This window comes from Shewanella frigidimarina, from assembly GCF_003797125.1.
GTDB classification, from domain to species: Bacteria; Pseudomonadota; Gammaproteobacteria; order Enterobacterales; family Shewanellaceae; genus Shewanella; species Shewanella frigidimarina.
In genome coordinates, this window is the sequence record NZ_RKKE01000006.1 from 217,162 (window position 1) to 242,769 (window position 25,608).

The 25,608-nt window shown below is 41.6% G+C and carries 26 protein-coding genes; 10 read left to right on the forward strand and 16 right to left on the reverse strand.

What is annotated here, in order from left to right:
• Nucleotides 1-162 precede the first annotated feature (162 nt).
• The 9 genes from EGC86_RS17030 to EGC86_RS17065 all read right to left on the reverse strand — a co-directional run bounded on the left by EGC86_RS17030 (nt 163) and on the right by EGC86_RS17065 (nt 7,352).
• Entirely contained in the window at nt 163-1,056 is an 894-nt protein-coding gene (locus tag EGC86_RS17030) for an alpha/beta hydrolase (RefSeq protein WP_123778333.1), read from the reverse strand.
• Between the two features lie 21 nt (nt 1,057-1,077).
• The gene (locus EGC86_RS17035) at nt 1,078-1,941 is read right to left on the reverse strand and encodes a class I SAM-dependent methyltransferase (RefSeq protein WP_123778334.1); all 864 of its coding nucleotides are present in this window, start codon (nt 1,939-1,941) and stop codon (nt 1,078-1,080) included.
• On the reverse strand, nt 1,938-2,615 hold the full coding sequence (locus EGC86_RS17040) for a M50 family metallopeptidase (protein WP_123778335.1): 678 nt from the start codon (nt 2,613-2,615) through the stop codon (nt 1,938-1,940). Before EGC86_RS17040 ends, EGC86_RS17035 begins: the two co-directional genes overlap by 4 nt.
• Nucleotides 2,608-2,937 carry a hypothetical protein gene (locus tag EGC86_RS17045; protein ID WP_123778336.1) on the reverse strand — a complete coding sequence of 110 codons (330 nt, stop codon included), beginning with the start codon at nt 2,935-2,937 and terminating at the stop codon, nt 2,608-2,610. The genes EGC86_RS17040 and EGC86_RS17045 overlap by 8 nt, the downstream gene beginning before the upstream one ends.
• 59 nt (nt 2,938-2,996) lie before the next feature.
• Nucleotides 2,997-3,698, reverse strand: coding sequence for a tRNA (adenosine(37)-N6)-threonylcarbamoyltransferase complex dimerization subunit type 1 TsaB (gene tsaB, locus EGC86_RS17050; RefSeq protein WP_123778337.1), 702 nt, complete (start codon nt 3,696-3,698; stop codon nt 2,997-2,999).
• A 73-nt stretch (nt 3,699-3,771) separates the two neighbouring features.
• On the reverse strand, nt 3,772-5,697 hold the full coding sequence (gene yoaA / locus EGC86_RS17055; RefSeq protein ID WP_011637193.1) for a DNA repair helicase YoaA: 1,926 nt from the start codon (nt 5,695-5,697) through the stop codon (nt 3,772-3,774).
• Between the two features lie 240 nt (nt 5,698-5,937).
• Complete coding sequence (locus EGC86_RS21165) at nt 5,938-6,066, reverse strand: hypothetical protein (protein ID WP_259397006.1); 129 nt, start codon at nt 6,064-6,066, stop codon at nt 5,938-5,940.
• A gap of 25 nt (nt 6,067-6,091) precedes the next feature.
• Entirely contained in the window at nt 6,092-6,322 is a 231-nt protein-coding gene (locus EGC86_RS17060) for a thioredoxin family protein (protein ID WP_123778338.1), read from the reverse strand.
• A gap of 16 nt (nt 6,323-6,338) precedes the next feature.
• Nucleotides 6,339-7,352, reverse strand: coding sequence for a permease (locus EGC86_RS17065; protein WP_123778339.1), 1,014 nt, complete (start codon nt 7,350-7,352; stop codon nt 6,339-6,341).
• 349 nt (nt 7,353-7,701) lie between these two features.
• Here EGC86_RS17065 and EGC86_RS17070 point away from each other — a divergent pair, with 349 nt between their 5' ends.
• Together EGC86_RS17070 and EGC86_RS17075 are read left to right on the forward strand one after the other, a co-directional pair.
• Nucleotides 7,702-9,045 carry a hypothetical protein gene (locus EGC86_RS17070; protein ID WP_123778340.1) on the forward strand — a complete coding sequence of 448 codons (1,344 nt, stop codon included), beginning with the start codon at nt 7,702-7,704 and terminating at the stop codon, nt 9,043-9,045.
• Between the two features lie 162 nt (nt 9,046-9,207).
• Nucleotides 9,208-9,759, forward strand: a complete 552-nt coding sequence (locus EGC86_RS17075) for a DUF1569 domain-containing protein (RefSeq protein WP_123778341.1) — start codon at nt 9,208-9,210, stop codon at nt 9,757-9,759.
• A gap of 54 nt (nt 9,760-9,813) precedes the next feature.
• Here the strand turns inward: EGC86_RS17075 and EGC86_RS17080 are convergent, their stop codons facing one another.
• The gene (locus EGC86_RS17080; RefSeq protein ID WP_123778342.1) at nt 9,814-10,188 is read right to left on the reverse strand and encodes a Fis family transcriptional regulator; all 375 of its coding nucleotides are present in this window, start codon (nt 10,186-10,188) and stop codon (nt 9,814-9,816) included.
• A 189-nt stretch (nt 10,189-10,377) separates the two neighbouring features.
• Nucleotides 10,378-11,262, reverse strand: coding sequence for a diguanylate cyclase domain-containing protein (locus tag EGC86_RS17085; protein WP_123778343.1), 885 nt, complete (start codon nt 11,260-11,262; stop codon nt 10,378-10,380).
• Nucleotides 11,263-12,098: 836 nt separating this feature from the next.
• Here EGC86_RS17085 and hisG point away from each other — a divergent pair.
• The 8 genes from hisG (at nt 12,099) to hisIE (ending at nt 19,400) form a co-directional block, all read left to right on the forward strand.
• Nucleotides 12,099-12,998, forward strand: coding sequence for an ATP phosphoribosyltransferase (gene hisG / locus EGC86_RS17090; RefSeq protein WP_011637186.1), 900 nt, complete (start codon nt 12,099-12,101; stop codon nt 12,996-12,998).
• A 5-nt stretch (nt 12,999-13,003) separates the two neighbouring features.
• Complete coding sequence (gene hisD, locus EGC86_RS17095; protein WP_123778344.1) at nt 13,004-14,296, forward strand: histidinol dehydrogenase; 1,293 nt, start codon at nt 13,004-13,006, stop codon at nt 14,294-14,296.
• A 73-nt stretch (nt 14,297-14,369) separates the two neighbouring features.
• Entirely contained in the window at nt 14,370-15,419 is a 1,050-nt protein-coding gene (gene hisC / locus EGC86_RS17100) for a histidinol-phosphate transaminase (RefSeq protein ID WP_123778345.1), read from the forward strand.
• A 73-nt stretch (nt 15,420-15,492) separates the two neighbouring features.
• Complete coding sequence (hisB, locus tag EGC86_RS17105) at nt 15,493-16,560, forward strand: bifunctional histidinol-phosphatase/imidazoleglycerol-phosphate dehydratase HisB (protein WP_102037562.1); 1,068 nt, start codon at nt 15,493-15,495, stop codon at nt 16,558-16,560.
• A 9-nt stretch (nt 16,561-16,569) separates the two neighbouring features.
• Nucleotides 16,570-17,232 (forward strand): imidazole glycerol phosphate synthase subunit HisH, encoded by a 663-nt coding sequence (gene hisH / locus EGC86_RS17110; RefSeq protein ID WP_011637182.1) that lies wholly within the window; start codon nt 16,570-16,572, stop codon nt 17,230-17,232.
• Complete coding sequence (gene hisA, locus EGC86_RS17115; protein WP_123778346.1) at nt 17,229-17,966, forward strand: 1-(5-phosphoribosyl)-5-[(5-phosphoribosylamino)methylideneamino]imidazole-4-carboxamide isomerase; 738 nt, start codon at nt 17,229-17,231, stop codon at nt 17,964-17,966. The genes hisH and hisA overlap by 4 nt, the downstream gene beginning before the upstream one ends.
• On the forward strand, nt 17,948-18,721 hold the full coding sequence (gene hisF / locus EGC86_RS17120; RefSeq protein WP_123778347.1) for an imidazole glycerol phosphate synthase subunit HisF: 774 nt from the start codon (nt 17,948-17,950) through the stop codon (nt 18,719-18,721). The genes hisA and hisF overlap by 19 nt, the downstream gene beginning before the upstream one ends.
• Nucleotides 18,722-18,779: 58 nt before the next feature.
• Nucleotides 18,780-19,400: a bifunctional phosphoribosyl-AMP cyclohydrolase/phosphoribosyl-ATP diphosphatase HisIE gene (gene hisIE / locus EGC86_RS17125; protein ID WP_123778348.1), complete on the forward strand. Its 621-nt coding sequence runs from the start codon at nt 18,780-18,782 to the stop codon at nt 19,398-19,400.
• Nucleotides 19,401-19,462: 62 nt separating this feature from the next.
• Here hisIE and EGC86_RS17130 read toward each other — a convergent pair whose 3' ends face one another.
• The 5 genes from EGC86_RS17130 to pheS form a co-directional block, all read right to left on the reverse strand.
• Complete coding sequence (locus EGC86_RS17130; protein ID WP_011637178.1) at nt 19,463-20,338, reverse strand: mechanosensitive ion channel family protein; 876 nt, start codon at nt 20,336-20,338, stop codon at nt 19,463-19,465.
• A gap of 48 nt (nt 20,339-20,386) precedes the next feature.
• Nucleotides 20,387-21,322, reverse strand: coding sequence for a lauroyl-Kdo(2)-lipid IV(A) myristoyltransferase (gene lpxM, locus EGC86_RS17135; protein WP_123778349.1), 936 nt, complete (start codon nt 21,320-21,322; stop codon nt 20,387-20,389).
• Nucleotides 21,323-21,637: 315 nt separating this feature from the next.
• The gene (ihfA, locus tag EGC86_RS17140) at nt 21,638-21,937 is read right to left on the reverse strand and encodes an integration host factor subunit alpha (protein WP_011637176.1); all 300 of its coding nucleotides are present in this window, start codon (nt 21,935-21,937) and stop codon (nt 21,638-21,640) included.
• Nucleotides 21,938-21,940: 3 nt separating this feature from the next.
• Nucleotides 21,941-24,328 (reverse strand): phenylalanine--tRNA ligase subunit beta, encoded by a 2,388-nt coding sequence (gene pheT / locus EGC86_RS17145; protein WP_123778350.1) that lies wholly within the window; start codon nt 24,326-24,328, stop codon nt 21,941-21,943.
• A gap of 15 nt (nt 24,329-24,343) precedes the next feature.
• Nucleotides 24,344-25,327 carry a phenylalanine--tRNA ligase subunit alpha gene (gene pheS / locus EGC86_RS17150; protein WP_123778351.1) on the reverse strand — a complete coding sequence of 328 codons (984 nt, stop codon included), beginning with the start codon at nt 25,325-25,327 and terminating at the stop codon, nt 24,344-24,346.
• Nucleotides 25,328-25,608: the final 281 nt, after the last annotated feature.

Consider the following 25,608-nt stretch of genomic DNA (forward strand, 5'->3'; position numbering starts at 1 on the left):
GCATTCCCCGTCAGTGGTAAAATATTTTATTGTCTGCGTATCATTAAAATTGTTTTCGCAGGCTTTATTATGTTGCTTGTCGTGAACTAAGTCATACAAGTGTTTTAATTTTCGATCATAATCACATAAATAAACTAAAAATAACAGCGTTTTTACCTATGGTTAACGGCTATTTAGAATAAATGCTCCAATCGATTTAGCAACTTGCTCGGCATTTCCCATGTGAAGATGATGGTCTCCGGCTAAATGAACGATATCAATATTGGAAAACCATTTATTGGCTTGCTCGGTTGATGCTGTTAATTGTTTAAAACCATCATGGCCAACAATAAGTAAAGAAGGCGTGTCACTTATTGTCATCAAAGCATCAACCTGTTCAAAGGTATATCGGTTAAGTGAATCTAATTTTAACCGAGGATCACTACGCCATGAATAATGGCCATCTGTGACTGCCATATTACGTTTGGTGATTATTTCGCACCATGGTAATGCTAATCCAGTGAGTTGATGGCGAGCCTGAATGGCAATATCCATTGAAGAATACGTTGGAGTTGCTCTAGCCAATTGACGATTAAAGCGTTGTTGTTGCTGTAAGCCTTTACGTAAGCGATCTTTAGCTTGTGTAGCAGATTCAGATAACGGTGCAAGGGCTTCTATTAAAATGAGTTTATGGATGTTGTCAGCAAGACATGCATTATAAGCTGACGCCACAATGCCGCCGAGCGAATGGCCCAATAAGATAATGGGACCTGTTTCTTGTGACAGAGTATGGATCACGGCTTGTAAGTCGTAAATATAATCAACCCAATGCAAAGGATAACGCCCGGGACGATGATCTGATAATCCATGCCCTGGCCAATCGATACATATCAGTTGGAATTTATCGAATAACCCTTGCTGGGCAAAGGCCTGCGCTAAGGGGATAAAACTGTCAACATTATCAAGCCAACCATGCAAAGCCAATATTACTGGCTTATCGGCTTGACCATATCGTTTAGCAGCAAGAGTAATATGAGCCAACGGCAATTGAATTTCTTCTACATCAATGTTCAACATTGTTGGCTCACTTTGTAATAATTATTTAGCGGCTGTTTTGGTAAATTTGATTGTCATACGATCACTTTCACCAATATCAAGGTACTTCTGTTTATCTTGATCACCCAACGCTAAACGCGGTGGTAATGTCCATACACCTTTCTCATAATCTTTACTGTCTTTAGGATTAGCATTTACTTCAGAGCTGCCGGTTAATTCAAAACCGTATTTATTGGCCAACTCAACCATTTGATTTTGATCCATATAGCCACTTTCTGCCGCCATACCGATATTAGCTCTGTGTTCAACAATACCTAATGAGCCTCCAACTTTTAACACGTCATGAGCAGCTTTGAATACACCTTCCAACTCTCCTTTCATTGCCCAATTGTGCAAGTTACGGAATGTTAATACGTGGTCTGCAGAATTATCTTTACCCAATGAAAACTTAGCCGGTGGATCTAACGTTACAAACTGTACATTGCCTACACTGGCTTTGTTATCGCTGACCCATTTTTCAAACTTTAGACCCGCCGATTTGTAATAAGCTGTTTGACGGTTTTCTTCTGCCGGTTTTGTTTCAAAATTAGCAGCAACATATTGACCTTTTTCAGCTAAGTAAGGCGCTAAAATCTCAGCATACCAACCGCCACCAGGCCAAAGTTCAATTACAGTTTGTTCAGGCTTCACATCAAAAAATGCCAATGTTTCAGCAGGATGACGATATTGATCACGTAATTTATTATCTGCAGTACGAAACTCGCTAGCCACTGCTTTAGCAAGGGCGGAATGAACCTGCGGTGCCGTCACTTTTTTATCGGCCATACTATCGGCTGCGTATATTGCAGTTGACATACCTAAACTTGATAAGCCAATTAAGGCTCCTAACATCATGTTACGTTTCATTTTGACACTCCCTTTTTTCGATCAACTTTACGCCAACAGAGCAACAGCATAAACCCGCTAAAGGCGAGCCATGTTATTACCCATATCCATGCAGGTAGCCAAGTCATTTCAGCTAACATAACCGCATCGCCTTGGCCGCTTAACCCTAATAACACCATCGGACTTGCCATGGCATTTAAAATAATCATTAGGCCTAATATACGCAGTAAGGTGTTTAACAGATTACTATTTTTTAATTTAAGTGGTAACAAAAAAAGTATTATCAATACGCTAAGAATAACAATAGTTAATACATCTCGAGCCCAAAAAAGTAATGATGCTGCCACAGTAAGCGCGAGTAAAGTCAGGGTAAATCTAATGGTCTGTTTTTGAGTTGCCATCAGAAATATTGAATAGCCCCACAATGCGGCGCCAAAATAGCCAGCATAAGCAATTAGTATGCTGCTGCCGCCTTGGCTAAAACAAAAACCTGCACCATTTGGAAATAGCTGAATATGACTAACAGACCCGCCAGTTAATAATGTCGCGATGCCATGAGATAATTCGTGAAAATAGCTTTCAAACCATTTAAAAGGAATAAAGATATAGGGAAATCGCGTCAGTAAAAAAGCCAACAATAATTCAATCATAAAACGGCTGCGACTGGGTGTTGCAGACAACTGCACATTAGGCATATAAATCAATACCAACCATTTGTTGAATTTCGTCTCTTTTAGCAGAATGCTGAGTTGATAAATACTGCGCAATAGCACCACGTTGACTGTGAGTATCACGATCGTATTCTACACGGGCTTGCTGTTTGGCTGACAAAGTAGAATCATCAACAATGGCAATGTTGCGAATTTCAATGCCTTGAACGTCACGTTCTTCAGCAGAAGGATTGACAATAATAGGTTCACGGGCCGGAGTTATCGGCCGATTACCGGCAACAGCTTGGCTCAGACTAATAGGACCTGATTGATTATTTGCCATTGATAATGCTGCATTTATCGTCATTAACGACACCATTTACCTTTATTCGTACCTTATACTCTATGTCAAATAACCGTCAATGGCTATTCTCGGCCCGGAAGTTTTTTCCATGTAACGGTATCACGAAGGTATACCGGCGAAAGTTCATCAACAATAGTATGCAAACCTTGTTGATGACCTTGTTGCGCCAAAACTAACATAGCTTTCGCATCTGGATAAGTCGCTTCAATGCATGGTGTCATGTGTGGCGCTATCGTTAATAACTGTGGGTAAGCTTCAAAGCCAGTGCCACAAACACTAATATTTTGTTGTGTGTCGAGGATCAACTCAATCGCTTCAGGCGCACTAACGTGCTCTTCGCCTACTAACGTTGCAATGCCGTCTTTGGCAATGTATTGGCCCCAATAAACTTCCTTCATACGCGCATCAATACAGCACAAAATTTGCGTGGCACCTTGTTCTGTTATGGCTAATTGGGCCATTGCCGCTAAGGTCGAAATGCCAATAACCGGTAAATCGAGTCCTAAAGCTAAGCCTTGAGTCATACTGGTACAAATACGGATACCAGTAAAACTGCCAGGACCGCGGCCATAAGCAATCATATCCACATCGCCCAATGTCACTTTGGCTTGAGCGAGCACTTCATCAACCATGGGTAGTATTCGTTGGCTATGCTCACGTGGTGCATCTGCAATAAGCGAAAACACGTTGCCATTACTGGTTAACGCAGCAGAGCAAGTTTCGGTGCAAGTATCAAGAGCGAGAATGGTTAACGGCTTTGGCATTATGATGGGTTACCCAGTAAAAAAACATCAAATAGACTCAATATGATAACTGATGCGCACGGTTTTAAAAAGCTTAAGGGATTTGTTTTAAAAATTGTAATGCTAGGTCTAAGTCACGTGTGCGCTGCATTGGTGGCAACGAATTAATAAACGCCTGCCCATAAGCACGATTTACGATACGGTTATCGCACAAAATAAGCACACCGCGATCTTTTTCATCACGTATTAGCCGCCCGACTCCTTGCTTTAAACTTATCACCGCTTGTGGCAGAGAAATATGGCTAAAGGGATCAAGTCCCTGGCGTTCAGCATTAGCGGCCCGTGCTTTGTATAAAGCATCATCTGGCGATACAAACGGCAATTTATCGATAATCACGCAGCTGAGTAACTTACCGCGAACATCGACTCCTTCCCAAAAACTGCTGGTGCCGAGCAACACTGCATTACCTAATTGTCTAAATTTATTTAATAAACTTTGTTTGCTGGCTTGGCCTTGTACCAATAATGGATAAGCGACTTTACCTTGTAAAGCGGATGCAACTTGTTCGAGCATTTGATGACTAGTAAACAATATGAACGTACGGCCTTGAGCGGCGTTGATAGCTTGAACACACACATCAACTAATTGTTTAACTGTATGTTGCGACTGCCCTACTTTACCTAAATGGCGCGGCACACAAAATACCGCTTGATTAGGGTAATCAAACGGACTGTCTAAAATAATTTGCTTCGCGGATGATAAGCCAAGCTCGGTCGCAAAATGGCCTAAACTTCGGTTTACTTGCAAGGTCGCCGAGGTAAAAATCCAACGGGTTTTGGCATCAAACAGCTGCTGGCATTGTTTGGCCACATTAATGGGGCTAAGCCGAAGCATGATAAAACGTGGGCCTAACTCGACACTATAAGCCGCTTGCATGTCTTTGCATTCAAAATAGTCTTGTAGCTTTTCAGCAAGCTCGTGTAATTGTTCAAACGCTAAATCGAGCAGGTCTTCGCGGCCAAGATGATGACGAAGCACATTCGCAAGATCTGCTAATGATTGTTGTAATGCCCATGACACGGTTGCTAATTGCTTATTGGCAAGCACTTTACGCCAATCTGACACTTGATTGTCATACATCGCATTGTGCCAATCACTTAATGCCACCAGCCCACGTTGCGATAATTGCTCTATTTGAATACTGTCACGAATAACCTGTTTATGTATTTTGATGATGCCATTGAGTAACAGATCGATTTCGCGACTGGATATATGACTGCCAAAATAATTGATACAAATATCGGGTACCAAATGGGCTTCATCAAAAATAACCACATCGGGATCTGGCAATAACTCGGCAAATCCGGTGTCTTTTAGCAATCGGTCAGCAAAAAATAAATGGTGATTAACCACCACCACTTTGGCCTCCATTGCTCTAATACGTGCTTTACGGGTAAAACACACATCATAATGATCGCATTTTTTACCCGTACAGGTTTCTTTAGTGCTCACTACGCTAGGAATAACTTCTGAATGCTCTGCCACCGAGGTTAAATTGCCGATATCGCCATCTTTGCTCAAATGTGCCCATTGATTAATTTTTAGCAAGTCATCAATATAATATTCGCTAAATTGACTGGCATTTTGCATTTGTTTTTCTAGGCGTAACTGACATAAATAATTGTTACGCCCTTTTAATAACGCAATAGGTACATGTACATCTAGCATGGCGAGTAATGCAGGGAGATCTTTAAGAAATAGCTGCTCTTGCAGGTTTTTACTGCCAGTACTCACAACCACTTGTTTACCGCTGAGTAAGGCCGGAATTAAATACGCATAGGTTTTACCCACACCCGTACCAGCTTCTAAAATCAGATTATGCTTTTTAGCAATAGCGTCACTTACCGCAACGGCCATATCTGTCTGACTTTGTCGGTGGTGATAATGATGCACATGTTTGGCTAACGCGCCGCGATCGCTAAATTCATGGATTACAGATTGGGTAAGTGTAGAGCTCAAAGCATCCTCAAATTATCGCGCTAACGTTGATGTAATGTGGTTTGGGCTATTATGCTTATAACGGCTTCATGTTCCAACTGTTTATCACCAAAAATTGTAAAGGCAGTTGTATTAACAATATCGATGATTTGGCTTATTAGGCCGGAAACAAAAAATGCTGGCCACCAGCGTGACTCAGCATTTTTGACTCGGATAAAATATAATCAATCGTTTATCTTTTAGTTATTCAGATAGCAGGTTTTAAATGTGCTGTTCAGGGGTGAGTTCAAACGCCATTTTTTGATTGGCCGCCTTGTGTTTCACACTCATGCTCATGACTTTTTCAGCCTCGGCTAGGCCAAACAAGTCAAATGACAATATATCGGACATAAAAATCACCCGTAAAACATATCTTCTATATCCACATTGCCATTTGATCTTTAGTGGGTTTACTGCCTTTATGGACCACTTTCTCATCAACGACTACCGCTGGCGTACTCATTACGTCATAAGCCATAATTTGCGCCATATCGGTTACTTTTTCGATTTTTATAGCAACACCTTTTTCGTCGGCAACAGCTCGGGCAAGCTCTGCAGTTTCAAGACACTTTTTACAACCAGAACCTAATACTTTAATGATTTTCATTTATTGTTCCTTATGACTAACTCGTAGATGATAGCAACGGAGCAAATGCATTAAATATCCACCCCACTATAGTGAATGAAACTAATAGCATGCTGAATAATATCGCCAGCAAGCGCCATTGCATCACTTGTTTTAACAAAATAAACTCAGGAAAACTGGCTGCTACGGTACTCATACAAAATGCCAACGTAGTACCAATCGGTAACCCATTAACAATCAGGCTTTCCATAATAGGAATAACGCCTGTCGCATTGGAATAAAGTGGAATACCCAGCAGTACCGCAGCGGGTACAGACCACCATTGTCCGTCGCCCAAATGCGCTTCAATCCAACCATCTGGCACAAAACCATGTAATGCGGCGCCTAACCCCACACCAATAATGACCCATTTCCAGACACGGCCGAATATATCTAGCATTTCAGTTTTGGCAAATTGATGTCTTTGTTGTAACGACATAGTTTGCACATTGGCACTCTCATCAGCCGTATTGCCAACCCCCTTCTGCTGGCCACGCTTTAAGGCTTCGGCCGCAAACGATTGTAGCCAACGTTCAGCCTTAATACTGTCGAGAAACAAACCGCCTAACATCCCCACACTCATTCCAACGGCAATATACAATAAAGTAAATTTGAGTCCCAATAAGCTCATCAATAGTAATATTGCGACCTCGTTGATTAAAGGCGAGGTAATCAAAAAGCTCATAGTGATCCCCAATGGGATCCCGGCAGAAGTAAAGCCTAAAAATACAGGAATGCTCGAACAAGAACAAAATGGCGTTATGACACCAAAACCAGATCCCATTAAATAGCCTAATCCTCGGTGCTTTCCAGCTAGATAATCTCTGACCCGTTCAACATTTAACGAAGCCCGGATTAAGGCAATGAAATAAATCATCACCAGTAGTAAAGCAAAAATTTTAGTCACGTCTTCAACAAAAAAATGCAGCGCATCACCGAGTTTAGTCTCAGCAGACAACCCCAATACACTATAAATAAGCCAAGATGCAAAATCAGAAAATATCTGAAACATAAGTCATTACTCAATAAAAACGCTACTGTAAAGATAGCCTTATTTTAAGTCGCAGTATAAGATCCAGATCTCGATTTTGTTGATGATAGGAATAAACACAGAGTATCCGAAATAATATGTGGTTAATTCTTGTCTCAGTAGAACGTCTCTTTTTTGTCCGTTTTACGAATCATGACTCGTTCAAACTCAAAATTTAAATGTCGATAACAAATACATATGAAAGTTAATGAGTTAACTATCTTTTCATGACATTAATTACTGTATATTTCATTGCAATGTAAACAGCATCATAATAACGTAGCCTAAAGAGAGATTTGTTCATCGGCAACAAGCTTAAGGAAAAGCAATAATGAAATGGTTAATCGTAGTGGCAATTAGTTGGTGTATCGGGTTTATCAGTTTTCCGCTGATATGGCCTAATGACACCCCAAACACTACTGAACATCGCGGTTTACTTTCTAAAACACAACCAACTAATACTTCAAAATCTGTCTCTACAGGACAATCTAATATTACCTCAGAGAATAATTTACCCCACAATACTCACGACCGGGAAGCATTTAAGGCATCGTTAAGCAATGATGAAACGCCTTACATGTCGATTTTTCGTATCATGCAACTGGCCGAACAAGACCCTTTAGAAGCATTGCTGGTTGCCGAAGAAACTCAACATGAAGACTTATATGGATTAATTTTAGAAATAGCTGGCAAAATGCAATTTTCAAATGTCATTTCATGGCTAGAACAACAAAAGTCGACTGAACAGTATGAGTCATTACTCGACGGTTATTTGCGTGGTTTAGCGTCTGTAAATCCGCAACAAGCATTAAGCGATGTCGAGTTATTGGCAGTAGAACCGATGAAGTCATCGATCATCATGTCGATTGTAGACTCATGGGCCAATACCGATGCAATTGCCGCATTTGAATGGTTAGAGCAGCAAACAGAAACTCAATCAACGTTAAAAATGTACTTAAATACCATGTATTACTACATTGAACAGTCACCTAATGAAGCCGCAAATCTTATTTCATCACTGCCATTAAATGAGTCGACTAATTATCTTATAACGTCGATGGTATATCAGTTGGTTGAAAAAAATACTCAAGATGCTGTTGACTGGTTAGATACGATTGCCGTTGAGCAACGTGCCAGCGGGATATATATTGTCTCACGAAAAATGGCACAAACCGATCCTGAGGCTGCTTTAGTATTTTTAAACAATCAAAAACAAGCCTACGATTTAAACCAAGATTATTTCAACAGTGCCGTAGCTGAAATCGCCAGTGTTGAACCCAATATGATGCTAGCGCGAATAGATAATTATGAAACTAATGTTCAGCGAGATATCATTATCAACGCCAGTTATGCCCTCGCAGAACATTCGGAAGTCGATTTTTTGCAGGTTATTAATTCACTGTCTGATGACAACAAAGACATTGCATTTCGTCAACGATCGGCACAATTGAGCCAAACGGATCCTCAACAAGCGTTTAATGTAGCCGAACGTATTAATGACACTACCATTCGATTAGAGTCTATTGCTGGTACCGTCAATGTGTGGAGTGGTTTTGACAAACGAGCTGCGCTGACGGCGATTGATAACTCCACCCTATTAACTGCCAGTCAAAAAGCCGAAATAAGCAGTCAAATACAATTGCAGCTAACATCATCGAATATAATTTATCCTTGAGTAGCCATTTGATTATTTGGCTACCTAACTTGTTCTATTGATTCCCATAACAGCTAACATCTTGTATAGAAATCTGCTTTCAACACAGATGCATAGAGTCGTTAAGTTGATTATGATGACGGCATTAAATGTTAAGTGAATACCGATCAAAGAGGCCACATAATGCAACGCAGACAGTTTTTAAAAGTAAGTGTAATGGGTGCCGCTGTTGGAATAACTAGTGCCAGTGCAATATGGTTAAGCCAAGGCAATGATCCTGAGCAACTCACCATTACTGCACTATTAGCCAAATTGAATCAGTTAACAATGTTATCTACCGAACAACTTGCGCATTTAAGTCACGGAGAATGGAACAGTGCTGAAGTGTTTGCACATTGCGCGCAAAGTGTTGAATTTTCAATGAGCGGGTTTCCTGAACATAAATCAGCACTGTTTAAACAAACCGTTGGTGCACTGGCATTTACGGCATTTGCCACCAAAGGCGCGATGTCACATAACTTAGCCGAACCAATTCCTGCGGCGCCGAAGTTAGATCGTAATCTTGATGTTAATCTAGCGCTTGCTAGGCTGATACAATCTTTAACTGATTTTCAACAATATCAAGCTGAGTTTGCTCCGCACTTTGCATATGGTGAATTAAACAAAGCTGATTACGAACTTGCCCATGTACTGCATTTTTATAATCACCAACAAAGCTTTACCAAAATGAGTTAATTTCTCCCAGCACCTAATCAAAATTAACGGCTTGTGCCCACTGAAACCAAACTGCTAATTCAACTTAGATTGCCTACTTTTAGCGATATGATTAACTCGTAATGCCCAATTACCATTATGTTGCTGCTCACAAGCGGTTTCAGTATCAAAACTAACATGTTGATTAATGTCTCTGAGGTTAATCTGGTATTGAGCAAGAGTGCGTTGAATTAACGTTAACAGTACCGCTTTATCGCCACTTTGGTTAAATTGCGTTAGCAGTGACTCATTGTCAAATATACAAATAATCTGTAAGCTTTTAGGGAATAGCATGTAATCAACTACGTGTGTAATCCATGCAAAACCAGGATAATTATCCAATGCATGTTCGCATACGGTAGTTAATCCCTCTCTTAATTGATTATCTATTTTTTTATCAGTTTTACGCATACTTAAAATATCATTCCTTATCTGTACAACTAAATGAATTCAGCACCTTATTAAACACTACTAAGCAAAATGTTGTGTGGATAGCACATCGAAAACCATCGCTCTGATTGTAATTTATGAAGACCAGCTACTTTCAAAAACGTCTTGTTCAAGTTTAAAGCCCAATCATAATAAGGTTAGGCAATAACACTAGGTAGCATTGTCTACACCAACATCAACTCGGTTACCGCCGGCATTTTTTGCTCTATACATTGCTTGATCTGCATACTGAAGTAATTGCTGCTCATCATCACCATTTTCAGGGTAGCGAGCAACACCGATACTCGGTGAAAGTTGCAAATTAAGATCATCAAATTGATAAGTTTTTTCGAGCTGAGCTCGAATGTTTTCAGTAATAACCAGCACATTATCAAATGAATCTATGCCATTTAACACCACCACAAACTCATCGCCGCCAAAACGTCCAACCGTATCGGACTTACGGACACAATCACGTAAACGTTGAGCTATGTTCTTAAGTAGCTTATCACCTACAAGATGACCATAACTATCATTAACATGTTTAAACCCATCAATATCAATAAATAACAACGAAAGATGGCTACCTTCACGACGAGCTAATCCAAGTGACGTTTGTAAGCGACCAAACAATAATGCTCTATTAGGTAATTCAGTTAATGGATCATGTCCTGCAATGTAATGCAGTTGTTGCTCCATTAATTTTCGTTCAGTAATATCGTGAGCAATCGCAATTCTAAATTGGTGATCTTCAGACCATCTAGCCGACCAAAGAATGTCGATAATTTTGCCATCTTTACGGACCCAACGATTCTCAAAACGAGGCTGTTTTTTACCCTCCATCAATGACTCAACAACTTTAAGTGTTTTTATGCCATCTTCTGAATAAACATGGTCAATCATGGGTTTGCCTATCACTTCGTCTGGCGAATATCCAAAAATATCTTCAAATGCAGCACTAACAAAAACAAAAGTTCCCGCTTTATCAACCACGCAAACAGCATCTAGCATCAAATCCATAACATCTCTAAGCGCCACTAAATCAATGGTCTTCATACAGTGCATACCTCGAGACGTTAGCTAAATTAATAAAAAGTAATACACGCCAGCTTATAAGTAGCGTCCAATAAACTCAATGGCTTATAACGATATGATTTAAACATTGCGATTCATAAAGACTGAAGGAACAAGTTTCAACACACTAAAACATCGGTTATCCCTTGAATAATCGACTAGCACACGGCTCTTGTTGCATAAGAGTCAAGCCATTAAACGGTATCATTAACTTAAGTGATGTAGAGTGCCAAATGGGAGGCGTCATTACGCTAACGGTCTACCCTTTGTATTTATTGAGTTCTCAAAGTCATTTATTGACAAACAAACAACAAACAACAAACAACAAACAACAAACAGAGTTTAATCCCCAGGGACATTGATAGCTAACATATTAAGCAGCTGTGCTGTTAACGCTTTGCTTAACCGGCTCTAATGATCACCAATAGACAAGAAAGCATATCTTATGCAAAAAATATGGTAATTAAATAACATTAATGCTTTGTTCACTCTTGCAAACAAGCATAAATGGGGTTAAGTTAACAGCAAGTCGATAAATACGACTTCAATGAGTGCATAAAACCTCATTTAAACTGATTAACTAATATCAAGTAAATATCAAATAAAGAGTATTGAAATGAACATCCAAGTGACTACAATCCACCATCATCACCATATGCGGTAGCCTTCGGATGCTAACTGCCGAAGGACGTTATCCTTCTGGTGGTGAACACTTATTCACATAAACCCCTGGAAGGAATTTCAGGGGTTTTTTGTTTTTTTAAATTTATATTTTTAATTTTCAACAATTTATATTTTATATATTAAGGAAGTACCATATGAGCCAGTCAAAGCGTTTACGCATCGCCATTCAGAAATCGGGCCGTTTATCTAAAGAGTCTCAACAGTTACTTAAAAGCTGTGGTGTGAAATTTAACGTTAATGAGCAACGCTTGATTGCACACGCAGACAACATGCCAATCGATTTATTACGCGTTCGTGATGATGATATTCCAGGCTTAGTCATGGATGGTGTTGTTGACCTAGGTATTATCGGTGAGAACGTTCTAGAAGAAGAACAAATTGAACGCCAGCTAGCTGGAAAACCAGCTGAATGCACCAAATTACGTGAATTAGATTTTGGTTCATGTCGTTTATCACTTGCTGTACCCAATGAGTTTGAATACAAAGATGCCAACTCACTTGAAGGCCTTCGCATCGCGACCTCTTACCCAAACTTGCTGCGCCGCTTTATGCAAGAAAAAGGCATTAACTACAGCGACTGTATGTTGAAAGGCTCAGTTGAAGTAGCACCACGCGCTGGATTATCAGATGGCATTTGTGATTTAGTCTCTACTGGTGCAACCCTTGAAGCAAACGGCTTATATGAAACCGAAGTCATTTACCGCTCAATGGCGTGCATCATTCAATCAAATAAAACTCAATCTACTGAAAAACAAGCGCTCATCAACAAAATCTTATCGCGAATTAATGGTGTTATCCGTGCCCGTGAAAGTAAGTACATCTTATTGCACGCCCCAGTTGAAACTTTAGACCAAATTGTTGCCCTGCTCCCAGGCGCTGAAAACCCAACAGTATTACCACTCAATGACGACACCAATCGCGTGGCTATACACGTTGTAAGTACAGAAGATTTGTTCTGGGACACCATGGAAGAGTTAACAGCATTAGGTGCAAGCTCAATTCTAGTGATGCCAATTGAAAAAATGATGGGGTAACACACATGCAAATTCTCGATTGGGCTTCTTTATCTACCGAACAACAACGACAAACGTTAGCGCGCTCGCCATTAATTGGTGATGCAAGTGTAGAACAACGTGTTCGTGGCATTATTGAGCAAGTGAACGCTCAAGGTGATAGCGCGTTACTGGCTTATAACAAGCAATTTGACGGTGTTGAACTGACTCAACTAGCGTTATCAACTGACGAGATTGCTGCAGCATGTACACGTGTAGGTGACGACGTCAAACAAGCTGTTGCGCAAGCGGTGAATAACATTGAAACCTTTCATAAGGCGCAAGTGTTTCAGGGTGTTGATATAGAAACTCAAGCGGGAATTCGTTGTGAATTGCGCAGCGAACCCATCGAGCGAGTCGGCTTATATATTCCCGGTGGTACTGCGCCATTAATATCCACTGTGATGATGTTGGCGTTACCAGCAAGAATAGCCGGTTGCGAAAAGCGTGTATTAGTCAGTCCACCGCCGATTAATGATGCGATTATTTATGCTGCTAATGTATGCGGTATTACAGACATCTTTCAGGTCGGTGGTGCCCAAGCTATTGCAGCATTAGCATTTGGGACAGAATCGGTGCCAAACGTAGACAAAATATTCGGTCCGGGTAATCGTTATGTGACTGAAGCAAAACGATTAATGTCACAGGACAGCCGTATTAGTGTGTCAATAGACATGCCTGCAGGTCCGTCTGAAGTACTCGTGATTGCCGACAAAGATGCAAATCCTGGTTTTGTTGCTGCCGATTTATTATCCCAAGCAGAACACGGCGTTGACTCGCAAGTAATGTTAGTGACTGACTCATTAACACTGGCAGAGCAAGTCAACCAAGCCTTAATAGAACAATTAGCACTGTTGAACCGTAAAGACATCGCCGCACAAGCACTAGAATGTAGCCGCAGTATTATTGTTAGCGATATGGCTCAAGCCGCAAAAGTGTCAAACTTGTATGGCCCAGAACATTTGATTATTCAAACTGCGGCACCTCGAGACGTATTAACGCAAATTCGCGGTGCAGGTTCAGTGTTCTTAGGGGCTTATACCCCTGAGTCTGTAGGCGATTATGCTAGCGGTACTAACCATGTATTGCCGACTTATGGCTATAGCCGCTCGGTTTCAAGTTTGTCATTAGCCGACTTTAGTCGCCGTTTTACGGTTCAAGAGCTTAACCAACAAGGGCTTAAAACCTTAGGTAACACCGTCATGGTGTTGGCAGAAAATGAATTATTAGATGCACATAAAAATGCTATCGCCATTCGCTTAGCCAGTTTTGAGTCTTGAGTCATTCATATTGTCAGCGCTATCGCTAAGCGCTAGTTAGCACCTTATAGAGTAGAAAGTAGAGAACACCACCATGAGCCAAACCTTAGCTGCGCCTTTTGATCCAAAAACGTTGGCCAGACCCGAATTATTGACGTTGACCCCCTACCAGAGTGCACGACGAATTGGTGGTCGTGGAGATATTTGGATTAATGCCAATGAATCACCATTCAATAATAGTGAGCTTGATAAAGTTAATCGTTACCCTGAGTGCCAGCCGCCAGCATTAATCAATGCTTACAGCGATTATGCTGGCGTAAAAGCCAGTAACGTGATTGCTAGCCGTGGTGCTGACGAAGCAATTGAATTGCTAATTCGAACATTTTGTATTCCTGGTGTAGACAGTATTGCTTGTTTTGGTCCCACTTATGGCATGTACGCTATTAGTGCAGCCACGTTTAATGTGGCGGTTACCGCGTTAAGTTTAACCGATGACTATCAATTACCTGATGCATGGTCAACTCAAATCGGTAGTGCCAAAATTGTATTTATTTGTAATCCAAATAACCCAACAGGCACAGTGATAGCTAAAGATAAAATTGAACAGGCTATTCAAGCGGCGCCAAATGCAATTGTGGTGGTAGACGAAGCCTACATTGAATTTTGCCCAGACTACAGCGTGGCTGATTTACTGGGTACATACCCTAACCTTGTCGTATTACGTACATTATCAAAAGCATTTGCGTTAGCGGGCGCACGTTGTGGTTTTATGCTCGCAAATGATGACATTATTGATTTAGTCATGCGAGTTATTGCTCCTTATCCGGTGCCATTACCAGTGTCAGACCTTGCAGTAAAAGCGTTAAGTCCTGCTGGTATCGACACAATGCGAACTCAAGTGGCCAGTTTAATTGAACAAGGTAAACGTTTAAGTACTGCATTAACCGCTTATGGCGCTAACGTGTTACCTGCCAACGGTAATTATGTATTAGCTAAATTTGACGATGTAAATGTAGCAGCAAAAAGACTCAGTGATTCCGGTGTGGTTGCCCGTGCGTACAAAGATCCACGCCTTGCTGATGCAATTCGTTTTAGTTTTACCTCAGCCAAAGAAACCGATGTGATTATTCAGTTATTTCGTTAAGGCACGTTACATATCGGCCAATACCCTATACATCATAAATAAGAATTAGATATCACCATTTAAGGTAGTTAGCATGAAACAGAAAATCCTTTTTATCGACCGCGACGGTACATTAGTTGAAGAACCAGCCATCGATAAGCAACTCGATAGTTTGGCAAAATTAGTATTTGAGCCAAAAGTGATCCCAGCGTTACTTAAATTACAGAATGCAGGTTTCCGCTTAGTGATGGTCAGCAATCAAGACGGTTTGGGCACACCTTCGTTTCCAAAAGAAGACTTTGATGCCCCGCACGACATGATGATGCAAATTTTTGCAAGCCAAGGTGTGATATTTGACGATGTAGTTATCTGTCCACACTTTAATGATGAAAACTGCAGCTGCCGTAAGCCCAAACTGGGCTTAGTAAAAGACTATTTAACCCAAGGCAAAGTGGATTTTACCGAATCGGCAGTCATTGGCGATCGTGAAACTGACGTTGAACTTGCCAATGCCATGGGCATTAAAAGCTTTAAATATAATCGTCAAACACTCGACTGGGACACTATTACCAGCGCGTTACTGAGTAAAGGTCGCGTTGCGACGGTCGTGCGTACCACCAAAGAAACTGACATCAAAGTCACCATCGACTTAGACAACCAAAGCAAAGGTAAGATTGAAACTGGTATTGGCTTTTTTGACCACATGCTAGATCAAATTCAAACCCACGGTAACTTTAAAATGGACGTCCATGTTGACGGCGACCTAGAAATTGATGACCACCACAGCGTAGAAGACACTGCTCTCGCGATTGGCGACGCAATTCGTCAAGCCTTAGGCGACAAGCGCGGTATTGCTCGTTTTGGTTTCAGCTTACCGATGGATGAAGCCAGTGGCGAATGCTTAATGGACATTTCTGGTCGTCCGTTTATAAAATTCAGTGCTGATTTTGACCGTGAAATGGTGGGTGAAATGGCTATCGAAATGGTACCTCACTTCTTCCGCTCATTCGCTGATGGTCTGCGTTGCACTTTACACATTGGCTCAAAAGGCGACAATGATCACCACAAAGTGGAAGCGCTATTTAAAGTGCTAGGCCGCACACTTCGCCAAGCGGTGAAAGTGGAAGGTGACATACTGCCATCAAGTAAAGGTGTGCTGTAAGGAGCTTCTATGACACAAGTATCGAATGCTTCAAATACTGGCAATGATCTTACTGTGATTATTGATACCGGTTGTGCCAATTTAAGCTCTGTACGGTTTGCTTTTGAGCGCCTTAACGCCAATGTTATTGTCAGCGCTGACTTTGATGTCATCCGCAGCGCCGCAAGAGTAGTACTGCCTGGTGTTGGCACCGCAGGTGCGGCCATGGACGCCCTAAAACAAAAGAACCTTATCGAGCTAATTAAAAGCTTAACACAACCTGTTATGGGTGTGTGTTTAGGCATGCAAATGCTGGCATCTTTGTCTAATGAACATGGCGGTCGCAGCGAGCAAAATATCACCTGTTTAGGATTAGTGCCGACAGACATTGGCGACCTAGACAGCAAAGGCTTACCGCTGCCACACATGGGCTGGAATCAAATTGAGGTAAGCGACCATCCTTTATTTGTTGGTATAGAAAATGGCAGCTACGTGTATTTTGTTCACAGCTATCGTGCACCAATCAGTGAGTACACCTTAGCCAGCAGCACATATGGCGAGTCATTCAGTGCAGCCATTGGTAAAGGTAACTTTTTTGGGGTGCAATTCCACCCGGAAAAAAGTGCCAAAGTAGGCGCGAAAATTTTACAGAACTTTTTACAGATGGGGTTAAACATGGGGGCACCACAATGATTATTCCTGCCATTGATTTAATTGACGGCCAAGTGGTGCGTTTATACCAAGGTGACTACGACAAACAAACCACCTTTGACTTAAGTCCACTGGCACAGTTGCAATCTTATCAAGCCCAAGGGGCAAAGCTGCTGCACATCGTCGACTTAACGGGAGCTAAAGATCCTAATAAACGCCAAACTAAATTGATTGCTGAACTTGCTGCAGGGCTTGATGTTGATATTCAAGTGGGCGGTGGTATTCGCAACGAAGATCAAGTCGCAGAATTGTTGGCCATTGGTGTCAAACGCGTAGTTATTGGTTCGCTTGCGGTTAAAGAACCTGAGCTGGTAAAAAGTTGGTTTGTAAAATACGGTAGCGATGCTATTTGTTTAGCGCTGGACGTTAACATCAATGATAACGGCGACAAAATTGTTGCGGTATCGGGCTGGCAATCTGGTGGTGGTAAATCGCTAGAGTCATTAGTTGCTGAATTTGAAACTGTCGGCCTTAAGCATGCTTTAGTGACCGATATCAGCCGTGACGGCACCTTAACTGGCGCTAATACTGAACTTTACACTGAGTTAGCCGCGACTTATCCAAATATTCTGTGGCAAGCCTCTGGCGGCATTGCCACGCTCGATAACGTCGCTGCGGTACGCGACAGCAAAGCATCGGGTATCATTATCGGTAAAGCACTGTTGATTAATCAATTTACCGTTGAGGAGGCAATACAATGCTGGCCAAACGCATAGTTCCGTGTCTTGACGTACGTGAAGGTAAAGTAGTTAAAGGAGTGCAGTTTCGTAATCACGAAATAGTTGGAGATATCGTTCCCCTCGCCGCCCGTTATGCAGAAGAAGGCGCTGATGAATTAGTATTTTATGACATCACCGCCAGCGCCCACGACCGTGTTATCGATAAATTTTGGGTAAGCCGCGTTGCTGAACAAATTGATATTCCATTTTGTGTCGCTGGTGGTATAAAAACCATCGAGCAAGCCCGTGAAAAGTTAGCCTTTGGCGCGGATAAAATATCAATCAACTCGCCCGCATTAAGCGATCCGAGTTTAATATCACGCCTACAAGATGAGTTCGGCCGCCAATGTATTGTCATCGGCATTGACTCATTTTACGATGCTGTTAGTGATAGCTATAAAGTAAAACAGTTTACCGGTGACGAAGCGGCAACCAAAGACACTCAATGGTATACCCAAGATTGGGTTGAAGAAGTGCAAAAACGTGGTTGTGGCGAAATTGTATTAAACGTCATGAACCAAGACGGCGTGCGCGGCGGTTATGACATCAAACAGCTAAGCATTGTGCGCGCGATTTGCGATGTACCGTTAATCGCTTCAGGCGGTGCTGGCACTATGGAACACTTTAAAGAGGTGTTTGAACTGGCTAAGGTTGACGCCGCATTAGCAGCTAGCGTATTTCACAAAGGCATTATTGATATTGGTGAGTTAAAGCAATACTTGCATGCCAATAACATTGCGATTCGTTTATAGGCTTACGCTTAACGACCAAACCAAACAGTAAATAGCCTCATCAAATAAGAGATTACACATGACAAGCATTACATTTGATAGCACAAGCCTAGATTGGGACAAGCAACAAGGGTTAATCCCAGCCGTTGTACAGCACCACCTAACTGGCAAAGTACTTATGCTAGGTTACATGGATCAAGCGGCATTAGAGAAAACCTTAGCCACTAAACAAGTGACCTTTTTTAGTCGCTCTAAACAGCGTTTATGGACTAAAGGTGAAACCTCAGGTAACACACTTGATCTCATCGCTATCGACAAAGACTGCGACAACGACAGCTTTTTAGTACAAGTCATCCCTAACGGTCCTACATGTCACACGGGGACAGAAAGCTGCTGGAAAGATGGCAACGCTCACCCTTTTATTGATAATCTGACCAATTTGATTATTTCGCGTAAAGGCCAAAGTGCAGATTCAAGTTATACCGCATCACTATTTGAAAGTGGTACTAAACGTATTGCGCAAAAAGTTGGCGAAGAAGGCTTAGAAACCGCCCTTGCAGCCGCAACGCATGACAAAGAAGAGCTTGTTAATGAAGCCTCTGATTTGATGTATCATTTAATTGTGTTACTTGAAGACCAAGGTTTATCGATGGCAGATATTAATAAAAACTTATTGGATCGCCATAATAAAGCCAAGTAGCTTTTAAGCGTTAATCGCACAATAAAAAAGACGCATTTGCGTCTTTTTTATTGGAGGTAAACTCAGAGCTGATTTTTATGACTTTGAGTTATCGTCAAATGTCCATCTACATGCAAGTCGCGCTGAGGGTATGCTATAGACACATTATTCTCATTGAATAGCTCGTACATTCTAAAACGAATTTCACTACGACGGCGGCGGATATCAGTTTCTGACACGGCGCTGACCCAAAATATCAAGTCAAAAATCAATGCGTTGTCGCCAAAGTCCTCAAATAAGACTGAGGGTTTAGGTTGCGGCAAAATATCATCCCGTTCAGCAATAACTTGATAAATCAGCTCGCGAACTTTAATCACATCCGAACCGTAAGCGACACCAACACGAACAAATGTTCGTGCATTTTTATCAATCAAAGTCCAATTGGTCACTGTATTTTCAAGCAGTTGGCTATTTGGAACCAACATGTGCACCCCATCATTACGGCGTATCAAGGTTGAGCGAGTATTAATACACTCTACAACTCCACGGGCTTCACCAACTTCTAAAAAGTCACCGATTCTAATTGGGCGTTCCCACATTAAAATCCAACCACTGATAAAGTTATTGATTATGTTCTGGGCACCAAAACCGACACCAATAGCAATAGCACCAGACACAAATGCAAAAGCGGTTAATGGAATATTTAATATTTCCATACTGGTGAAAACCAACACCGCAATACTGATAATAAAGTACATGCGAGTGAACAAGTGAATGGCATCAGCGCCCACTTTACGTCGCTTTAGTGCTTTAACAATCAATCGCCCAACACGAGTAATAATAAACCACGCTAAAAATATGTAGAGAGGCACTTGCAGCAGCTGCAATAAAGTTATTTGATGTTTATCGTAGGTGAATACCACAAACGATAAAGACGTTAATAATTCATTAAAATCCATATAAACCTCTTATTATTTTTGTGTTCATATTATGGTGATAATTATATTTTAGTAAAATTCTTGCTCACCTGGAGGGCGAGTTTTGAGTAATTTTAAAAACCACATATATTGTTCTGGATAAGCGTTAATGACCTGCTCAACGACTTTGTTTAATGCGATAGCTTCGTTTTCTTTGCCAATCATTTCATCAGGATTAACCGCTGGCATCACCGTCATAATAAATTGTTTAGCTTGTTGATCGTATCCAATTTTAACAGGCATAACTTGCGCGTTACCTGCTTGAGCTAAGCGCCCTACTACAGGTAAAGTCGCTTTAACCGTACCCATAAAAGGTGCAAACACACTCTGTTCAGGGCCTAAGTCTTCATCTGGTAAATAGAAAAAACTGTTATCATTTTTTAACTCTGCTAACAATGCTCTGATGCCTGCTTCACGCATATACACGCGACCATTTTGACTGCTGCGCATCCGATTGCTAAACCAATTAAATAACCCATTGCGATGAGCCTTAGCCATAGTCACTAAAGGTATTTCCATGTTAATACGAAGACCTGCATACTCCATCGGCCATACATGCGGCATGATGAAAATAATCGGCTGCTTAGCATCTCGAGCTGCTTTAACATGCTCAAAACCGTTAAGTTGAATACGTCGTTTAAGGTGCGCGTTAGAACGAATAAGCAGCTCTGCTTGCGATAACAAAGTAATGACAAATGTCTCAACATTTTTTTTGATTAATTCATCGACTTGTTCAGCTGATTTTTCTGGAAAACAATGGGTAATGTTCACCTTTGCTATTCGCAATGGTTTTTTGGCCACTTTCATCACGACTCGAGCCAACAATCTCGCAATGGGATCTCTTACGCTTGCGGGAAGTGCGCCAAATAGAAACAACACGGCGATAGCTAGCCATGTTCCCCAGTAACGAGGATGCAATAGTGATTTATTAAAGCGAGTATCAAAATGTTTTGCTTGTCGTGCCAAAAGAAACTCCAAATAAACTGACCGTGACCCACGGTGAAAAATCATATTATAACGATGGCATTATACTAGTGATTGATGGGTGTGAAACAGAAATTATACCAGACAATTCCAAACGTCTGTGTTGCCATACAGTCAGCTCCGTTTTATAGAACAGCTTGGGCAATATTTATCAGATAACAAAGTGACCATGCCAATAACAAGCTGATGGTATAGACGAGGGCATGCATTCACCAAATTCAAAAACAAAAGAGCCACTCAATTAAGAGTGGCTCTTCGTAATACAGATCCGTTCGGATTGGCGTATTAACTAGTGAACTATTTTTTACCCGAGTTTGCCGCTTCGACACGTGATTTTAACTTCTGTCCAGGACGGAAGGTAACAACACGGCGTGCAGAAATCGGAATATCTTCACCAGTTTTCGGGTTCCTTCCCGGTCTTTGATTCTTGTCCCTAAGGTCAAAGTTGCCAAAGCCAGATAACTTGACCTGCTCACCACTTTCGAGTGCTTCACGAATTTCTTCAAAGAAAGACTCGACCATCTCTTTAGCCACACGTTTGTTAATGCCTAATGTTTCAAAAAGATGTTCTGCCATTTCGGCTTTGGTAAGTGCCATACTTTAATCCCTCAACGATGCGTTGAACTCGGTCTTTAGAGCCGATACCACTGATTCCATAGTCTCAGTAATATCTTTATCTTCAAGTGTACGAGTAGTGTCTTGTAACGTAAGTGCGATGGCTAGGCTCTTTTTGCCTGGCTCAACACCTTTACCTTGGTATACATCGAACAAGTTTAAGCCAACCAACTGATTTTCGCCAACTTTTCTTATCAAATTCATAACATCAGTTGCAGAAACTGTTTCATCTACTACTACCGCGATGTCGCGGCGATTGGCAGGAAACTTAGACACAGCTTGGGCTAGCGGCAAACGGGCGTGCAATAATGCATCCAGTTCTAACTCAAAAACAATTGTTTTTCCATTGAGTCCAAACGGCTTTTCCAAACTAGGATGGATAGCACCGATGTAACCAATGACTCGATTATTTCGTAATATTTCAGCACATTGACCTGGATGCAGCGCAGGATGTGTTGCCCCTCTAAAGCTAAATTCTGTAGAGGCAACTGTCAAGCCGATTATTGCTTCTAAATCACCTTTTAAATCAAAGAAGTCGACTGTTTTCGATTCCATTGACCAATGTTCTTCGTTTTGAGCACCAGAAATAACCGCGCCCAGCATAGCTTGTTGACGAACACCAGAATCTGCTTGTGCATCAGGAACAAAGCGTAAACCTGTCTCAAATAAACGTACTCTATTTTGCTGGCGGCTCTGGTTATAGCCTACTGCGGTCAATAAACCAGTAAACATTGATAAGCGCATTGCTGACATTTCTACAGAAATCGGGTTAGGCAACACCATCGCTTCTTCGCCAGGATGAACAATGTTCTGCATCTTCGGGTCGACAAAGCTGTAGGTAACCGCTTCTTGGAAACCTCGAGCCACAAAGATACTGCGCACACGTTTTAACGAAATATCCGCTTCTTTGTGATCTGGCATGCTTAACGCCGCTTTTGGTGCGGTATTAGGAATGTTGTTGTAACCGTAAATACGGGCAACTTCTTCGATTAAATCTTCTTCAATCGCCATATCAAAACGATAAGTCGCGGTTGTCACATTCCATACATCACCGCTGGTTTGCACGCTAAAACCTAAACGTTCTAGAATTTCAACCACGTCAGAGTCAGGAATAAAGTGACCTAAGGTTTTATCTAACTTGCTACGACGCAGAGTTATTTTAGCCGCTGTTGGTAAATGCTCAGTAGACACCGCTTCAATCACTTGCCCTGCTTCACCACCACAGATATCCAATACAAGGCGAGTAGCGCGGTCCATGACCTTATGTTGCAGCTCAGGGTCTACACCACGCTCAAAACGGTGTGACGCGTCTGTGTGTAAGCCTAAACGACGAGATTTACCCATAATGGCTAACGGTGCAAAGAAAGCGCACTCTAAAAGAATGTCTTGAGTGTTTTCATTCACACCAGTACTTTCGCCGCCAAACACACCCGCAAGCGCTACCGCTTGTTTGTCGTCTGCAATCACTAAGGTATCGCTTGGAACGGTAATTTCGTTGCTATCCAGTAAGGTTAGCTTTTCAACACCATCAGCTAAACGCACGGTAATACCGCCGTTTAAGGTATTTAAATCAAACGCATGCATTGGCTGACCAAATTCGATCAACACATAGTTGGTGATATCAACGATTGGATCAATTGAGCGAATACCACTGCGACGCAATTTTTCTTGCATCCATAATGGCGTAGTAGCCTTAACATTGATGTTTTTAACCACACGGCCTAAATAACGTGGGCACAAATCTGGTGTAACAACATTAATGCTAAATGGCGCGTCAATCGTGGCCGTTACCGCGTCCCAAGAAGGTTCTGTCACTGCTTGGCGATTTAAGACACCCACTTCACGAGCAAGTCCTGCCATGCCTAAACAATCAGCACGGTTAGCCGTTAAATCAACATCAATAATGGCGTCATCTAATTGCAAGAATTCACGTACATTGACACCGATTGGTGCATCAGTCGGTAGCTCAATAATGCCATCGCTTTCGATGTCGATACCTAACTCGCCATACGAGCACAACATGCCCATTGACGGTTGACCGCGCAACTTAGCTTTTTTAATTTTAAAATCGCCAGGTAACACAGCGCCAACCATTGCTACAGCAACTTTTAAGCCTAAACGACAGTTTGGTGCACCACAAACAATGTCGATAAGCTCATCGCCGCCAACATTGATTTTGGTGACGCGTAATTTGTCTGCATCTGGGTGTTGGCCACATTCAACCACTTCACCAATTATCACGCCGCTAAAAACAGCAGCTACGGCATCAATACCGTCAACTTCAAGACCGGCCATGGTGATTTGGTGTGATAATGCGTCACGACTTACTGATGGGTTAACCCACTCACGAAGCCAAGATTCACTGAATTTCATCTAATTTTTGCTCCGTTATTTGAATTGCTTAAGAAAACGTAAATCGTTTTCGAAGAAGGCACGTAAATCATTTACGCCGTAGCGCAACATGGTTAAACGCTCAACACCCATACCAAAAGCAAAACCAGAGTATTTCTCAGGGTCAATACCAACACTGCGCAGTACATTTGGATGTACCATGCCGCAGCCTAATACTTCTAACCATTTGCCATTTTTACCCATCACGTCTACTTCAGCAGAAGGTTCTGTAAATGGAAAGTAAGATGGGCGGAAACGTACTTCTAAGTCTTCTTCAAAGAAGTTACGTAAAAAATCATGCAAAATGCCCTTAAGCTCTGCAAAGTTAACGTTTTCAGCAACCATTAACCCTTCAACTTGGTGGAACATTGGCGTGTGAGTTTGGTCGTAATCATTACGATAAACACGGCCTGGAGAAATGATCCGAAGTGGCGGCTTTTCATGTTCCATCGTGCGAATTTGTACGCCCGATGTTTGGGTGCGTAACATCACTTTAGGATTAAAGTAAAAAGTGTCATGATCGGCACGAGCAGGATGATGCTCAGAAATATTTAACGCATCGAAATTATGGAAATCATCTTCGATTTCAGGACCTTGCTTAACAACAAAGCCTAACTCACCAAAGAAGGTTTCAATACGTTCGATAGTACGCGTAACCGGATGCAAACCACCGATATCTAAGGTACGACCGGGTAAAGTCACATCAATATTTTCAGCAATTAATTTGGCTTCTAACTCAGATGCTTTTAATCCGTCAATACGCTCAGTCAACTGTTGTTGAACGGCTTGTTTTGCTTGATTGACTGCGGCACCAAAGGCAGGTTTTTCTTCTGCACTTAATGATCCCATCATTTTCATCATGTCAGTGATTTTACCTTTTTTACCAAGGTAATCGACACGGATATCATCCAATGTCTTTAGATCACTGGCCTTCTGAATGACTTCTAAGGCTTGTTCTACGATCTCGGTTAACTGCTGCATGTTATCATCCACTGCATTTTTGCATTTAAATGCGATTGGGCGTCTTGTCGGCTATGCGAGTATACAAAAGCGATAACTCGGTAGTGAGTGACGACGCGGTAGTTTGACGCTTATTATGACAAATAAATCGCCAAAACTGGGGTTAAAATAAAAGAGTGAAATTTTACGTTAGCGAGTCTAAATTTACTAGTCATTATTGGTATATTTAATGGCAAATAGTTGTATTTACCTGCAATTAACCCACTTAGCATGTATCTGCGACGACAAGTAATAAGCCGACA